The sequence below is a fragment of the Cysteiniphilum sp. QT6929 genome (genome assembly GCF_030035755.1).
GTDB lineage: Bacteria > Pseudomonadota > Gammaproteobacteria > Francisellales > Francisellaceae > Caedibacter > Caedibacter litoralis.
In genome coordinates, this window is sequence record NZ_CP103983.1 from 1,452,787 (window position 1) to 1,466,928 (window position 14,142).

Sequence of the window (14,142 nt, forward strand, 5' to 3'; positions counted from 1 at the left end):
TTATTTTATTGCTGAAAGCGTTCAAATTTACGATAGCTTAATGCCTCTTGAATATGATGCTTTGCAATCATCTCTTGTGCTGCCAAATCAGCAATCGTCCGCGCAATTTTAACCACTCGGTGATACGCTCTTGCCGATAAACCGAGCTTTTCAATAGCATCCGACAACAACAGCCGCTCATTATCCCCTAAAATGCAAAATTGATCAATTTCCTTGCCCTGAAGTTCGGCATTAATTTTCCCTTGGCGCTTGATTTGTAGATCTCGCGCTGTAATCACACGCACTCTGACATCGTGACTTGACTCGCCTTGCACGCCCGCAATCAAATCATCATGCTCAACCTCAAGTACCTCAACTTGCAGATCAATGCGGTCTAATAGTGGGCCTGAGAGTTTTTGTTGATAACGCTTTATTTGCATATCCGTGTCTTTACACGCTTTGCGCTGTGAGCCTAAAAACCCACAAGGGCACGGGTTCATTGCCGCAATTAATTGAAATTTAGCCGGATATTCAACTTGCGCACTCGCCCTTGAGATCACGATCTTGCCAGACTCAAGTGGCTCACGTAAAACCTCTAATACTTTGCGATCAAACTCTGGCAGCTCATCTAAAAACAACACACCATTATGCGCTAAAGAAATCTCTCCTGGCTTTGGATTTGATCCACCGCCAACAAGAGAGACTGCCGATGATGTATGATGAGGGGAACGAAATGGGCGCTGATAGAAATGCTCAGCAACATCCCGCGCACCTTTAATAGATGCAACCATTGCCGTTGCTAAAGCCTCATCCATCGAAAGCTTGGGCAAGATTGTATTAAAGCGCGATGCGAGCATCGTCTTGCCCGTGCCCGGAGGTCCGACAAATAAGAGATTATGCCCACCAGCTGCAGCAATCTCTAATGCACGCTTAGCTTGAAACTGACCTTTAACATCACTTAAATCTAACTCAAATGCATTATTTGGCATCACACCTTCAGCTTGTTGTGCCTCTTTGATAAATTGTGTTTTCGATAAGTGCAAAACAACATCCATCAAACTCTTAGCCGCATACGCATGAAGATTTGGCAATAAGGCAACTTCACTTTCATTTTTTGACGCAATGATGAGGTTACGTTGATGCTTTAGGCTTTGAATGGCAAACGGCAAAATACCCTTTACCGGTCTTAACTTACCACTTAAGGATAGCTCAGCAGCAAATTCGTAATCCTCAATATCGGGTGCGATAACTTGTTGAGATGCAATTAAAATACCAATAGCAATCGGCAAATCATAACGCCCACCTTCTTTAGGCAAATCAGCAGGAGCTAAATTAATAGTGATGCGTTTACTTGGGAATTGGAATCCTGAATTAATAATCGCACTTCTAACGCGATCTTTACTCTCTTTAACAGCGGCTTCAGGTAATCCTACGATCGATAAGCTTGGCAATCCATGCGATAAATGCACTTCCACTGTTACTTGTGGTGCATTCACGCCCAATTGCGCGCGGCTAAAGACCGTAGCTAGTGACATAACAGCTACTTATTTCCTTGCTTAGCAATAAGCTCATCGACTTTTTTCTCAAGTGCCTCGAGCTTTAAACGTGTTTTTGCTAGCACTTCTTTTTGGATATCAAACTCCTCACGCGTGACGAGATCCAGCTTCTCAAAGCTTGCTTTTAAAACACTTTTGCAATTATTTTCAAATTCACTCGCCATTGTTTTGAAGCCACTTGGAATACCATTGGAAATCTTACTGGCAACATCATCGATTATTTTATTGTTTAGTTTCATGCTCAGTCACTTAAATGCTTTACTAATAGATAGTGCATAATGTAGCATAGACAGCCAAATTGACAAATCAATTCGCGCATGAAGCTAATTACCGCCTATATCAAACCGCATCTACTTGACCGCACACGCGAGGCTTTACTCAGCACTGGTGCAACTGGCATTACTATCACTGAAATCAAAGGCTTTGGCCGTCAACTTGGTCATACAGAGCTTTATCGCGGTGCTGAATATGCCGTTGACTTTTTGCCTAAGATAAAAATGGAAGTTATCTGCAAAGATGAGCAGCAACAAGATTTTATCAAGGCGATTATTGACACCAATAAAGCCGATAAAATTGGTGCCGGCAAAATCACCATCACCCACCTTGAAGAAGTCATTCGTATCCGTACTGGTGAAACTGATAATGAGGCAGTTTAAAATCCTCCTTAGTCTTTAGTCCACGTGCCATGCCCAAATATTCCTGCTGGATCATAGGCATTTTGATTACACCACCCTTCATGCCCCGTACAGGTGTAAGTTACACCATTTCTGATGACTTTACTGCCTATGTGGTAGCTGCCTATAGCACTTGACCATTCTGGCAAATCCGGTGTTGGCTCAGGTGAAACTTGTCCTTTATTCTCCAAAAGCCAAGTGTATTCAATATGATTACTCTGCTCGATCTCCGTATTGATATAAACCATATTAACGCCACCTTCAATCGGTTTAACCGTATCATCATCTTGCAAGACGCCAATCACAACGCCAAATGGCTGTAATTCATTATTTAATTTAGCAATATACTGTGACTTCCATGTTGCTAAATGATCAATCACCATTGGCACTTCAATTGCTTCTTCATAACCACCTAAACGCCCAGAATCAAAGACATCACTGCGCCATAATCTGAAATTAAGCTGGTCATTTTGTTTATAACCATTTTCTGATTGAGCACCAAAGACAGCACTACCCTCTTTACCTGCAAGTGGTGTCCACACACTTTCAATTGGTTCTGGCGTTACTGCATGATGTTCGATACGCCATTGATAGTTTACTGGCGATGTTTTTGTCTGGTAAACACTATAACCTGAAGGTGAATTGGTTTCGATCTCTTTACCATCACGGCTAAGCACCCCAATTTGAATATCTTTGTGATCATGAGTTTGGTTAAATTGCTGTGCTAGCTTTTGTTGCCATAATTTTGCGTCATTGCCTGATTTAGGTTGATAAGAAGCTGTGTAGCACTGACTATGCGCATTCACTGTACAGACGTCAACAGTCACCGTATCTTCTGGTTTAACATCTAGACTAGGCAGAATACTTTCCCCAGAAACATTCTTTACTTTTTGCCATACAATATCTTCAGGTGGTGTAGGGATATCACTTCCAATAACAACATCGGAACAAGAATAAAAAGCTTCCGCACTATCATCACGCTGCCATACTGCATAAATAATATGTTGACCTGCTTTGGACTCAGGAATCGTGCATGAAAAACTCTCAAAACCACCTAATCCTGGGGATTGCAAAGCTGATTCACTCGTGCTCGGCACATAATGACAAATGGGCTTTTCTTCCAGATCATTCCAAGTCAATGCGTTATTAATTTGCCAATCATCACGCGTAATATAAATGTCTATATAACCCTTACCATAAGTCTTATGTGGCGCGGTTACTGCATAAGTAAATTGATTCTTACCTGCTTCAAGCTTAACAGGATAGCGATTATCACCTTGGTCAATCGTCCACTGATCATCCTCTAGACTACGATATTTGTCTAAATTTGCCGAACAAATCGGCGCATCTTTGCCATCCATAATAGCAATATGCGCGCTACGTGGATCATTGAGATACGCAGGATCATTTGACCAACCCGCTGCCGCACCTTGAGCAACCCCACTCCAATCAGTAATGACCTGATTGATGCCTTCACCATGCAAATCAACGCTACATACATCTGCGCCATTGTGACCATTCCACCACACACCATTGTTGGGTGTCGCACCACCTGAGCAAAGCCATTGCCTGCTGTCTGGGAAAGATAATGCCCCATGACCAAAAACAGTACCTGAACTTAACAGCAAACTTGATACTAAAAAAATAGAACGCAATTTCATCAATAACTCCTAGAAAATAATTTTGTAGCAGTGTATGAAATTCGCGCCAACGTGTGAAATTCAAAGAACTAATAGCGATATAAGAATTATTTATTCTCGCATTTTGCAAATGCAATTTACATGGATTAAGACACCCACAAGGCATTAGAAGATATAAGAAATACCCACTTGGAAAGTATTGACAGATAGTACTTTTGAGTTTGAGAAAAGGTGATCATATTCCAGATTTAAACCAATACCATTGGTAAATAAATAGCCGACCTCGGCACCAACACGCGGGGCAATACTATTGCCTATACTGTTTGTCGGTTTCCCAACTGGTGTTGATTGACTGTTTTTAACATAAGCGACCCCTGCCTTGCCGGTAACATTAAAGCCCGATTGGAATAAATATTTAGCTCTAAGCATCGCATTTATATCCCAGCTTTTATAATCCACTGAGTCTTTTGAGACTTTACCATCGTAGTTAAGCCCGAGCTCAAAACCAGCTAAGAAACCTTTGGTGAAATGCCAGTCATAACCGAGCTTTAAGCCACCTGAAGCTGAGTTACCTTTGCCACCAATATTGGACATCCCAACCGTGGCACCCATAAAGAATCCGGCAAACTCATAAGGTAAAATTCTTGGTGAAGGCGCGACTTTGCTATAGTTAAACTGATCAGGGAAAGTCAGATCATAAATAAGCTTCTTCGTGCGCGGGTTATAGACCTTAACATGCGTTGATGGCTGATTAATAACAACATAGCCTTGATCCCATGAAATAATCGGCGCATCGCCATCGCCCAACTGATCCACCAGAATCAACGGCATATTATTGCGCGTCACCGTTGGTGGAAATTTAATATAGGTTTTACCTTGATCAACAAAGCCCAACATCGGTTTATAGGTCGAATCTGAAGAGACCGTTTTGACATCAAAATTAAAATTTGTCGAAGGGAGAGAAACATCATCAGCTAATGCCGCGCCCAAGCACGAAGTCATTAATAATGAAGTAACAATGCTTTTTTTCCACATAATTAAGATAGCTTCCATATCGCATAATTTTCTAGAGTATATACCCATCACAAACCATTTTACAGAATTTTTTGCTTTGTATTTTGCGTGCTTTTGGCAAGTTGAATTTTGACAATAGTCCTAGCTATTACCTGCAATCCAACTTGCCAAAATCTTCACAAACTACTTTGCAACTAGACACTGCAAAATGATCTATGATGGGTATGGACACAATAGATAATGAGCTCAAACGGATTATGCAGAATTTGTAGATTATTTGGTTTTATATATTTGTTTTAACAGGCTTAAGCAGTACAAAGAAGCTAAACCAATAATCACATAAGCAATTTTTTGCCAGGTTGGTGAACTATGGAAAACGCTGGTAATAATATTGAAGTTAAAAACTGATGAAGTAAACCAGTTAAAGCCGCCGATAATCGTCAGCAGCATCAGTAATGTATTTAAAAAGCGCATAATATCTCCTTATGGCGTTTATTAATAAAAAACAAACAGGTTTTTGTTTTGAAAACAACCTAACCTGTTTGCGATTTTAGTTCAATTGATATATAAAAAACAGTGCTTCATTGCTTTAGCTATAGAAGTTTATTGCGAATCCATCTTCAATCTTGCAAATAGATCATGCTCATTAGCAGCAAAAATCTCAACGTTTACAAACACACCTTTGGCAATACCTTTGTGATCATTAACATCTTCAATAATGACAACACCATCAACTTCTGGCGCGTCGTATTGTGTGCGTGCTAATGCAATATTCTCATCATGACGAATCTCATCGATGATGACTTTCTGAATAGTTCCAACATGGCGTTGTAACCGTTTAGCGCTGATTTTTGATTGCACTGCCATAAAACGTTCAAGGCGTTGTTGTTTAACCTCTTCTGACACAAGATTTGGCAAATCATTGGCTTTAGCACCTTCAACTTCAGAATAAGTAAAGCAACCAACTCGATCAAGCTCAGCTTCTTCTAGGAAGTTTAATAGCGTCATAAAGTCTTCTTCGGTTTCTCCTGGAAAGCCGACGATAAATGTACTACGAATAGTAAGCTCTGGGCAAATTGCACGCCAACGCTTAATCGCTTCAAGTGTGTTTGTCGCATTTGCAGGACGCTTCATCAGCTTTAAAATGCGTGGTGAGGCATGTTGAAAAGGAATATCCAAATACGGTGCAATTTTCCCTTCTGCCATCAGTGAAATCACTTTATCAACATGCGGGTAAGGATAGACATAATGCATGCGAATCCAAACACCTAAGGTTGATAAGGCACGCGCTAAATCGATAAAACGACTTTGGTAAGTTTCATCATTCCATTTAGCCTCAGCATATTTGATATCCACGCCATAAGCACTGGTATCTTGCGAGATGACCAAAAGCTCTTTAACGCCTGCATTAACAAGGCGTTTTGCTTCAAGCATAACATCATCAAGCTTTCGTGAGCTTAGCTTGCCGCGAATATCGGGAATAATGCAGAAAGTGCAGCTGTTATTACAGCCTTCAGAAATTTTAAGATAAGCATAATGGCGTGGTGTTAACTTAATCCCCTGAGCAGGAACCAGTGAAGTAAAAGCATGATGTTCAATCGGCAAATTATCATGCACGGCTTTGACAAGACTCTCATAATCTTGAGGGCCTGAAATACCCAAAACATTGGGATACTTCTCACGAATCATATCTGATTTTTTGCCCAAACAGCCAGTCACTAAGACTTTGCCATTTTCATCAAGAGCCTCTCCTATCGCCTCAAGCGACTCTTCAATTGCCGAGTTTAGAAAACCGCAGGTGTTTACAACGACCAAGTCAGCATTGCTATAATCGGCAGCAATCTCATAACCGTCGGTTTTTAATTTTGTAATAATACGTTCAGAATCAACTAAATTTTTAGGGCAGCCTAAGCTGACAAAGCCAATTTTTGGCATGGTTACCTGCATATAAATACCTTTAGGTTAATTTTATCTGCGGTATTGTAACTGGAATGGATTTTGATCAAAACAAATATTTTTAAAATATTTTGTATCAATCTCAGCATAGAGTAATTGCTCTCCCATTTCGATGCGCTGTGCAAGTTGTCCATTGTGATCGACAACCATACTATTGCCATGGAAAAGCAAATCCGCATCCTCATGAATGCCACTTTGATTGGCAGCAAGAATCATGCTACTGTTTTCAAGCGCACGTGCTTTAAGAAGTGTCATCCAAGCATGCGCCCCCATATCTTGAGTAAACGCCGCGCTCACTGCGAAGATATCGGCACCTTGTTTCTTCAAATAGCGAAAAACTTCAGGTAAAAATAAGTCATAGGTGGAAATTAAACCAATATTGGCAAATGGCGTTTTAATCACCTTAACCATTTCACCATACTCTTGATCTTGAAGTAAGCTGTGCGTCCATTGAAAGGCATAAGGCAAGGTGGGCGCCAAATGATAATAGACTTCATATAAATCACCAGCGCTATTATAAACAACACTTGCTAAATAGTATTTTTCTTTGCTGTATTCCGACACTATGGGAATGCCGCTGGCGATAATCCAGATATTATTGTCACGACTTAATTTCTGTAAATAATCTTGAATACGTCCTTCGCCTAAAATCTCTTTATTGATTTCATAGTCTGATGAGTTCATCGAAAACAGTGCACAGCGATCAGGAAAGATAATCAGTTTTGCACCACTATCAGCTGCGCGCTCAATCATCCGTTTCAAGCAAAGCAAGTTAACGCCAACTGCCATGCATGCATTGATTTGAGCGATTGCAATCTTTGTCATCATATCCCTGCTGTCCTTAAAGCTATGGGGTTAGTATATAACTCCATCAAGCAACAATAAAGCAGTAGTTAAGCGCGCATTAAGATATTTTTTTGCAAAAAAGCAAAAAAAGTAAATAAAGATAAAAAATGGGGTTGCGTATTTTAATATGCTGCTATACTAAAGATAGGTAAGGTGTTAGCTGCGCTGGAAGCATAGGGCTAACGGCGGCGCAGGGCCATGCGGCTAACCAACAATAGGAGGATGCGCTATGACTACGTCAATCGATCAATTGTTTACCAAGCAACAACGCATTCATTTCGATAGTTGCTGTCAGTATTTTGAATTAGCTTTATCTTATTTCGGCTATAACGTACAAGCGCAGTGCTGTATTGATGACAAGAAAAAAGTTGTCCTTTATGCGGTGAATATCTTTTATCAAGGGCAACAACGTCAGGTATTTACCGCATTGACACTCGATGAATTCTACAAAAAAATGGAGTTAGTCTACCAGTTATATATGTATGCTAAAGACCATCAAACCGATCTTGATGAAGCCCTAGATTATTACCTTGACGAATATCAACAGTTTATTGCCGTTCAAGGTGAAATCGATGATTTACTTAACTGGCAAGATTTCATTGATGAAGAGCTCGGTAAAACCAATAGCTATAGTTACGATATGGTGCTAAGTAGTGAGAACAGAACGCTGCATTAGAGAGTTGGTAATACATTAAATATTCTACCCCAAAGTGTCAATACAGTTTTTTAAAAATTCTTATTCCTATACATGTCATGCAACCTGCAATGTTTTTTGCACCTGACTTTTAAATTCAATAGCACCTTCTTTGTACACATTCATTGGTTTTTTGTATCCCAAGCTCTCATGAAATCTACGGTGATTATAAAAATCAATATAATCAGCAAGATCAGACCTAAGCTCAGGCAAAGAACCATATTCATTAAGATAAATTCGCTCGCATTTTGCACTGCGCCAAAAACGCTCAATACAAATGTTATCAGTAGCTCGCCCCTTGCCATCCATTGAAATAGTAATACCTCTACTGGATAATGCCTCAGTATGTATATGCGAGGTATATTGACTGCCTTGGTCAGTGTTAAAAATCTCAGGGTTGCCAAAGCGATCAAGGGCTTCATGCAAAACACTCATTACCAGGCTACTATCCATCGTATTCGATATACGCCAACTTAATACGGCTTTTGAATACCAATCAATTATCGCAGCAAGATAAACCATACCACCCTTAAGCTTCACATACGTGATATCAGTAGACCACACTTGGTTAACGCGACAAATATTAATACCACGCAGTTTATAAGTGTATTTAACATGTTGTTTACAAGGCTCGGACAAATTAGGAAACCTGACAGCCAACACCGCTTTTAAGCCCATTTCCTGACGGTATTTCTGCACCGTATTCACGCTGACACTAAATCCATCCTCAAGCAATTGCTGATGAACCTTCAGCGCACCATAAATAGGGATTTCTTCATGGATTTTCTGGATATGCGCTTTAATTTTAAGTGCTTCCTTATTGATTTTAGGCGTGTAATAGCAGGTGCCTCGATTAATACCCAGTAATTGGCATTGCTTAACTATGGAAATAGTTTCTAGCTTGGACTCTACCATAGATTTTCTAGTTGATAAGTCCAAGCTTGCGAGCTTTCCCTCAAGCCAATCCCTCTCAATAGTAAGCTGACCAACTTTCTTAGCATACTTATCCACCTCGTGTTGAAGCTTATCATTTTCAGACTTGTACTCTTTAACCGCCTTGGCTGGCTCCATAGCAATAACGGCATTATCCAAGAAGATTTTCTTCCAGTTTTGGATGTTTTTTGTCGTTATATTATGCTTGCTAGCAAGCTCTGCTAACGTAAGCTCATTTGCCAATAATTCCAATACAACTTTGACCTTAAACTCGGATGAGTAACTTGTCCTTTTTGTGCTCATAAATACGCCCTCTGTTCATTTCACTTTCAACAATATATCGGAAATGAATTTCAAAAGATACTGTTTAAATTTCTTGGGGTATTATAAAATAACGTTAATATTTCAAGCAGGATCATCGCGCCAGCGATTAGTAAAATAATACCAAGATAAGTTTTACTTAGGAGGTGGTTTTTATTTTGACGCGCACGAATAACCCAGGTCATTGCGGCAGGCAATCCAATTAATAAAATTGCAACAAAAATGCTGGCGTAGCCTAATGCAATAATGAAACCCTGAGGATAAAAAACAGCAAATAAAAATGGAGGCAAGAACGTAATCACGAAAACAGCTATTTTATTGATATGTGTTGGTCGTTGTAACTGATATGTATCACGGTTAAAATCAAACAGTCCCAAAGTGACACCCAAAAAGGAGGTGGTTATTGCAACTGATTCAAATAGATAGGCAAAGCTACCAATATGTGTACTGTGGTAGCTGCCAACAATCCCTGCCGAGGTATTACCACTTTGAATGATGCTTTGGAAGCTTTCAGCACCATAGATAGGAATTGATCCAAGTGTGCATAATACCCATACAAGATAAATGACTAAGGGAATAAAACTGCCAAAAATAATGGCTTTACGTAAAGTTGCTCGATCAGAATTAACATAACTGCGCAGTGTTGGAATGATATGATGAAAACCAAAGGAGGTGATTAAAATCGGGAATGTAATCCAGACAAAATTGAATGAACGTGTTTCAACATCAAGCAAAGTCTGCTGAATGCTTGGCACGATCGCAACAACAAAGGCAAAGAATGCCAGAAATTTAATAAGCATTAATGCCTTGTTGGCATGATCAACGGCGCGCGTGCCAATATAGACAAAGAAACCAAGGATCAAAATAAAAATCGCACTATTTGCTGCATCAGGTAAAAATAATCCTACTCTATTTAAACCACTGGCAACAAGATTGCCACCACCTGCACTATAAGCAGCTGTTAATGAATAAAGTAACAATAGGTATGAAACCCATGTAATAAGTTGCCCCCCTTTACCTAAAGTCGCATGTGCCATACGGCTAAAGTTCGTGCCATTTGGCATGGCAAGATTGACTTCAGCTAACAGCAAGGCTGTGAGCATCATAACAAACCAAACAACAATCAATAGCAAACTTGCCAACCAAAAGCCGCAAGCAGCAACTGTAGCAGGAATGGCAAGCATCCCCGCACCGACACTCGTGCCTGTGATAATCATAGCAGAGCCAAACCCGCGTGAAGATAACGACATAATTATTTCTAATGGATAATCTAAGGTTCAGGCATTGTAACGATGAATGAAAACTTCAGCAATGCTGTTAGTCAGTGATTAATTACTCGCGACAGAAACTGCAACACCACTGGTGCTTAAACTGCAACTTAAATCACCGCTGTCAGCAACTGCGCAGTTGGCGACTGGAAACGAAAAGCTGATATTTGTTGTTGTGCTTGAGCTATTGGTGATTTGCGCATAAAGACGCGCCACTTGGTAATTCGCAGCTGTTCCATTAAAAGTAAGGCTTGTTAATGAATAACTAGAGCTTCCGCTCACCAGTTGATCACTGGTGATATTTGTCGTATTGCTTGACATGCTTAATGCCGAATTGCATGTCGTAAAATTGGAGTTACAAAATTTAATTGAAGTATACGTCGAGCTAGAGCCGCTTGAGTTGCCGGTGATTTTAAGACTAATTGCATTACTGTCTGAGATGTTAGCAAAAGGATTAATAAACGCATTACCCTCTTTAGCAATGCCATAGCTGTAACTTCTATTGACTGAGCTAAAAGTTGCTTGGAATTTAGTGGATGTGCTTGGGAAGTATGATCCACCAGAGTAGTTGTTGTAATTATTGCTATAAGGGTTGTTGTAATTGGATGAGCTACTACTTGTGCTGTCATTATTTTGACTTTTTGTTTGCGCGTCATCATCTGCGGATTTGTCTTTGTTACTGTCAGTTGCTGCTTGAGCTGGCTGTTGCTGATTGCTATAGCGATCATTATACCCTTCTGGCATTGGCGCGCCACCTGGTAAGAAAATTGGACTATTCATTGCTTCACGATCCATTGGTGAAGTTGTCTGCTCCGCTTTTTTAGGGACTACAGGAGTATCTTGTTGTCTTGATTTTTTGAGCGCTTGCACCTCCCCTGTCAAACGATTAAGCGTTTGCTGATTTTGCATAAGAAGATCTTTAAGCAACGGCTTGATCGACAATGGATCATTTTTATCTAATGACTTCGATGAATCACCATTAGCAAATACGCCGTGGGTAATCGCTAGACTCAGCAACAAGATTAAATATTTTCTTTTCATAGCAGCAATGCGGCAGATTTAAATTAAAAGTGATTGTATAAGAAAAACCCGACAGGTTAAAGTTTTGATGCAGATACACTTGTAAATAATAATGCAAATGACGAAACATGAATACTCTCAACAAAAGGATTATCCACTTTTTTGATAAACTTTTTAACACATAGCATTTGCTGTTTATGAAGTGCGATCAATGGTTTAAGCTGCTTTATTTGCGCTGCTGTGAGATGTAAATGTTGTTTTAAAGTATGAATATACTGCATTAATTCATTCATTATTTGGTGAAAGCTTTCTTTCGTGACTTGTGGTGTGAGCGTGCTATTCAAAATAATATTACGTGAAAAATGTTTGCCGATCATCAATATGTGGCGCAACAACTCATCGATGTGATTTAAAGTTTTGATTTGCTCTAGTTCATTAAACTGAAGTGCATGTGCTTTAAGTTTAGCAATACCAAGGAAGCTCTCACTTAAATCAAGGGAGTATTGATAGTTACGCCCTTCAGCAATCGTTTGTAAGGCATAATTCAAGTCGCTCAATAAATATTCCTGCAATGAATCAAACTCAAAACTCTGATACAAAATAGTCAACAATGGATGATCACGACGATCCTTTAAATTGGTTAAAGCCTGCTGCCACCATTGCAGTTTTTGCAGACTAGGATAGGGTTCTGAGTATAGCTCTGATGCTTTAAGCCATTGATATTTTAACTGATCCAAGGCGTAAAGAACTTTAGTCATATCCTCCGAGCAATGCCGATAAGCATAATAATAAATAGATCCTGGTTCTGGGGTGTTTTCGCTTAGACAAGCGTATAGATAATCCACTGGCGTAATTGCTCCAAGTTTGAAATTTTTAAATCATAGTCATCATCATTCATCGTATTTGCCTCATAACCATAATCAGCAAAAATGCGATAGCAATGCGCGTGTTTGGCAGCCAACATGTCTGGCTTAGTATCGCCGATATAAGCTGCATTTTGCGGTATTTTATCAAGCGTTTTAAGCGCATGGATGATTGGCATAGGATGCGGTTTTTTATAAGATAAATCATCCGCGCAAATCACGATTTTAGCCTCCTGATATTGTGGTACTTTCGCAATCACGGCTTCGGTTAATTTACGCGTCTTACTGGTAACAATTCCCCAACCAATCCGTTGCTGATGTAAAGTATTCATTAACTCATGTGCGCCAACAAAGGGGTGTGTCATATCAGCGGCATGCTGTTGATAATGCATAAACGCATCATACTTTAAAACATTAAGTTGCTCACGAGTAAGTTGTTCATTAATTTTTGTTAATAGAAATTCAACACCGCGACCAGCATGTTGCCTTAGTGTATCTGCGTTAAAGTCAACCTCTAGCTTATGGCGGATAAACGCATGCCTAATCGCATCAAAGATGCCATCGGATGAGTCAAGTAAGGTGCCATCTAGATCAAATAACAACAAATCAAGTGGGTATTTAGGACTCCTTGGTAAATGCGGCGATGTAGTTAACATCAGCATTACCTCCTAGAGATAGGTTTTTAGTCAGTGGGTTATAATGCAAACCTTTGATTTTAGTGACTCGAAGACCATATTTTTTTGCAGCATTAATCAGCTCCAGTGGCTTAATATACTTACTGTATTCATGCGTGCCTTTAGGGATAAGCCCCATGACATATTCCGCCATAACAATGGATAATGCAAAAGACTTGAAATTGCGATTTAATGTTGAGAAAAACACCCAGCCACCTGCTTTACAAAGCTCTGCACATGAACGAATAACACTCTCAGGATCAGGCACATGTTCAAGCATTTCCATACAGGTGACGACATCAAAACTTTGCGGCTCATTTTGCGCTAGGTTTTCAACGGAATCTTTTAAATAGCGAATGACAAGCTTTGACTCTAATAGATGAAGCTTGGCAACACTCAAAGAGGCTTCAGCAAGATCCAAACCAGTAACACTTGCATTTTTCTGAGCCATGGCTTCTGCCAAAATACCACCACCACAACCAATATCAGCAATATTTAATTGTGCCAAATCGCCTGCACATTCCTCAATAAACTGCACACGCAAGGGGTTGACTTGATGCAATGTGCGAAATTCGCCATCTTCACACCACCATTGGTGCGCCAATGCACTAAATTTATTAATTTCAGTTTGATCAACATTCATGATAATTTATTGCTTCTATGTCGCTGTTTTAAAACTTATGCCATCATAACAAACCGCGCTA

Annotated in this window: 15 protein-coding genes; 2 read left to right on the forward strand and 13 right to left on the reverse strand. The window is 39.8% G+C overall.

Annotation, left to right across the window (positions count from 1 at the left end; all coding sequences use genetic code 11):
* Positions 1-5 precede the first annotated feature (5 nt).
* Both NYP54_RS06275 and NYP54_RS06280 read right to left on the reverse strand, forming a co-directional pair.
* Positions 6-1,514, reverse strand: a complete 1,509-nt coding sequence (locus NYP54_RS06275) for a YifB family Mg chelatase-like AAA ATPase (protein ID WP_283155789.1) — start codon at positions 1,512-1,514, stop codon at positions 6-8.
* 5 nt (positions 1,515-1,519) lie between these two features.
* Positions 1,520-1,774: an accessory factor UbiK family protein gene (locus NYP54_RS06280; RefSeq protein WP_151192938.1), complete on the reverse strand. Its 255-nt coding sequence runs from the start codon at positions 1,772-1,774 to the stop codon at positions 1,520-1,522.
* Positions 1,775-1,852: 78 nt separating this feature from the next.
* Here NYP54_RS06280 and NYP54_RS06285 point away from each other — a divergent pair, with 78 nt between their 5' ends.
* Positions 1,853-2,191, forward strand: coding sequence for a P-II family nitrogen regulator (locus tag NYP54_RS06285; protein ID WP_117001453.1), 339 nt, complete (start codon positions 1,853-1,855; stop codon positions 2,189-2,191).
* Between the two features lie 8 nt (positions 2,192-2,199).
* Here the strand turns inward: NYP54_RS06285 and NYP54_RS06290 are convergent, their stop codons facing one another.
* The 5 genes from NYP54_RS06290 to NYP54_RS06310 form a co-directional block, all read right to left on the reverse strand.
* A complete protein-coding gene (locus NYP54_RS06290) occupies positions 2,200-3,870 on the reverse strand; it encodes a lytic polysaccharide monooxygenase (protein WP_283155790.1) in 1,671 nt (556 codons plus the stop codon).
* Between the two features lie 144 nt (positions 3,871-4,014).
* Positions 4,015-4,932, reverse strand: coding sequence for a porin family protein (locus tag NYP54_RS06295; protein WP_283155791.1), 918 nt, complete (start codon positions 4,930-4,932; stop codon positions 4,015-4,017).
* Between the two features lie 204 nt (positions 4,933-5,136).
* Positions 5,137-5,337, reverse strand: a complete 201-nt coding sequence (locus NYP54_RS06300; RefSeq protein ID WP_117001456.1) for a DUF378 domain-containing protein — start codon at positions 5,335-5,337, stop codon at positions 5,137-5,139.
* A gap of 129 nt (positions 5,338-5,466) precedes the next feature.
* The gene (gene rimO, locus NYP54_RS06305; RefSeq protein ID WP_283155792.1) at positions 5,467-6,810 is read right to left on the reverse strand and encodes a 30S ribosomal protein S12 methylthiotransferase RimO; all 1,344 of its coding nucleotides are present in this window, start codon (positions 6,808-6,810) and stop codon (positions 5,467-5,469) included.
* A 21-nt stretch (positions 6,811-6,831) separates the two neighbouring features.
* Positions 6,832-7,647 carry a nitrilase-related carbon-nitrogen hydrolase gene (locus NYP54_RS06310; RefSeq protein ID WP_283155793.1) on the reverse strand — a complete coding sequence of 272 codons (816 nt, stop codon included), beginning with the start codon at positions 7,645-7,647 and terminating at the stop codon, positions 6,832-6,834.
* 247 nt (positions 7,648-7,894) lie between these two features.
* Here NYP54_RS06310 and NYP54_RS06315 point away from each other — a divergent pair, with 247 nt between their 5' ends.
* Entirely contained in the window at positions 7,895-8,341 is a 447-nt protein-coding gene (locus NYP54_RS06315) for a hypothetical protein (RefSeq protein ID WP_117001459.1), read from the forward strand.
* Positions 8,342-8,416: 75 nt separating this feature from the next.
* On the opposite strand, the gene NYP54_RS06320 is transcribed toward NYP54_RS06315, so the two are convergent.
* From NYP54_RS06320 to ubiG, 6 genes are all read right to left on the reverse strand, one after another.
* On the reverse strand, positions 8,417-9,595 hold the full coding sequence (locus NYP54_RS06320; protein WP_283155794.1) for an IS3 family transposase: 1,179 nt from the start codon (positions 9,593-9,595) through the stop codon (positions 8,417-8,419).
* A 50-nt stretch (positions 9,596-9,645) separates the two neighbouring features.
* A complete protein-coding gene (locus tag NYP54_RS06325) occupies positions 9,646-10,863 on the reverse strand; it encodes an aromatic amino acid transport family protein (RefSeq protein ID WP_283155795.1) in 1,218 nt (405 codons plus the stop codon).
* A gap of 78 nt (positions 10,864-10,941) precedes the next feature.
* Positions 10,942-11,922: a hypothetical protein gene (locus NYP54_RS06330; RefSeq protein WP_283155796.1), complete on the reverse strand. Its 981-nt coding sequence runs from the start codon at positions 11,920-11,922 to the stop codon at positions 10,942-10,944.
* Positions 11,923-11,978: 56 nt separating this feature from the next.
* Complete coding sequence (locus NYP54_RS06335) at positions 11,979-12,659, reverse strand: hypothetical protein (protein ID WP_283155797.1); 681 nt, start codon at positions 12,657-12,659, stop codon at positions 11,979-11,981.
* A gap of 62 nt (positions 12,660-12,721) precedes the next feature.
* Positions 12,722-13,420: an HAD-IA family hydrolase gene (locus NYP54_RS06340; RefSeq protein ID WP_283155798.1), complete on the reverse strand. Its 699-nt coding sequence runs from the start codon at positions 13,418-13,420 to the stop codon at positions 12,722-12,724.
* On the reverse strand, positions 13,383-14,084 hold the full coding sequence (gene ubiG, locus NYP54_RS06345) for a bifunctional 2-polyprenyl-6-hydroxyphenol methylase/3-demethylubiquinol 3-O-methyltransferase UbiG (protein WP_349293376.1): 702 nt from the start codon (positions 14,082-14,084) through the stop codon (positions 13,383-13,385). Before ubiG ends, NYP54_RS06340 begins: the two co-directional genes overlap by 38 nt.
* Positions 14,085-14,142 lie beyond the last annotated feature (58 nt).

Coding starts and splice junctions, on each gene's coding strand:
- NYP54_RS06275 (WP_283155789.1), bottom strand. CDS start 1,514: ATGTCACTAGCTACGGTCTTTAGCCGCGCGCAATTGGGCGTGAATGCA.
- NYP54_RS06280 (WP_151192938.1), bottom strand. CDS start 1,774: ATGAAACTAAACAATAAAATAATCGATGATGTTGCCAGTAAGATTTCC.
- NYP54_RS06285 (WP_117001453.1), top strand. CDS start 1,853: ATGAAGCTAATTACCGCCTATATCAAACCGCATCTACTTGACCGCACA.
- NYP54_RS06290 (WP_283155790.1), bottom strand. CDS start 3,870: ATGAAATTGCGTTCTATTTTTTTAGTATCAAGTTTGCTGTTAAGTTCA.
- NYP54_RS06295 (WP_283155791.1), bottom strand. CDS start 4,932: ATGGGTATATACTCTAGAAAATTATGCGATATGGAAGCTATCTTAATT.
- NYP54_RS06300 (WP_117001456.1), bottom strand. CDS start 5,337: ATGCGCTTTTTAAATACATTACTGATGCTGCTGACGATTATCGGCGGC.
- rimO (WP_283155792.1), bottom strand. CDS start 6,810: ATGCAGGTAACCATGCCAAAAATTGGCTTTGTCAGCTTAGGCTGCCCT.
- NYP54_RS06310 (WP_283155793.1), bottom strand. CDS start 7,647: ATGATGACAAAGATTGCAATCGCTCAAATCAATGCATGCATGGCAGTT.
- NYP54_RS06315 (WP_117001459.1), top strand. CDS start 7,895: ATGACTACGTCAATCGATCAATTGTTTACCAAGCAACAACGCATTCAT.
- NYP54_RS06320 (WP_283155794.1), bottom strand. CDS start 9,595: ATGAGCACAAAAAGGACAAGTTACTCATCCGAGTTTAAGGTCAAAGTT.
- NYP54_RS06325 (WP_283155795.1), bottom strand. CDS start 10,863: ATGTCGTTATCTTCACGCGGGTTTGGCTCTGCTATGATTATCACAGGC.
- NYP54_RS06330 (WP_283155796.1), bottom strand. CDS start 11,922: ATGAAAAGAAAATATTTAATCTTGTTGCTGAGTCTAGCGATTACCCAC.
- NYP54_RS06335 (WP_283155797.1), bottom strand. CDS start 12,659: ATGACTAAAGTTCTTTACGCCTTGGATCAGTTAAAATATCAATGGCTT.
- NYP54_RS06340 (WP_283155798.1), bottom strand. CDS start 13,420: ATGTTAACTACATCGCCGCATTTACCAAGGAGTCCTAAATACCCACTT.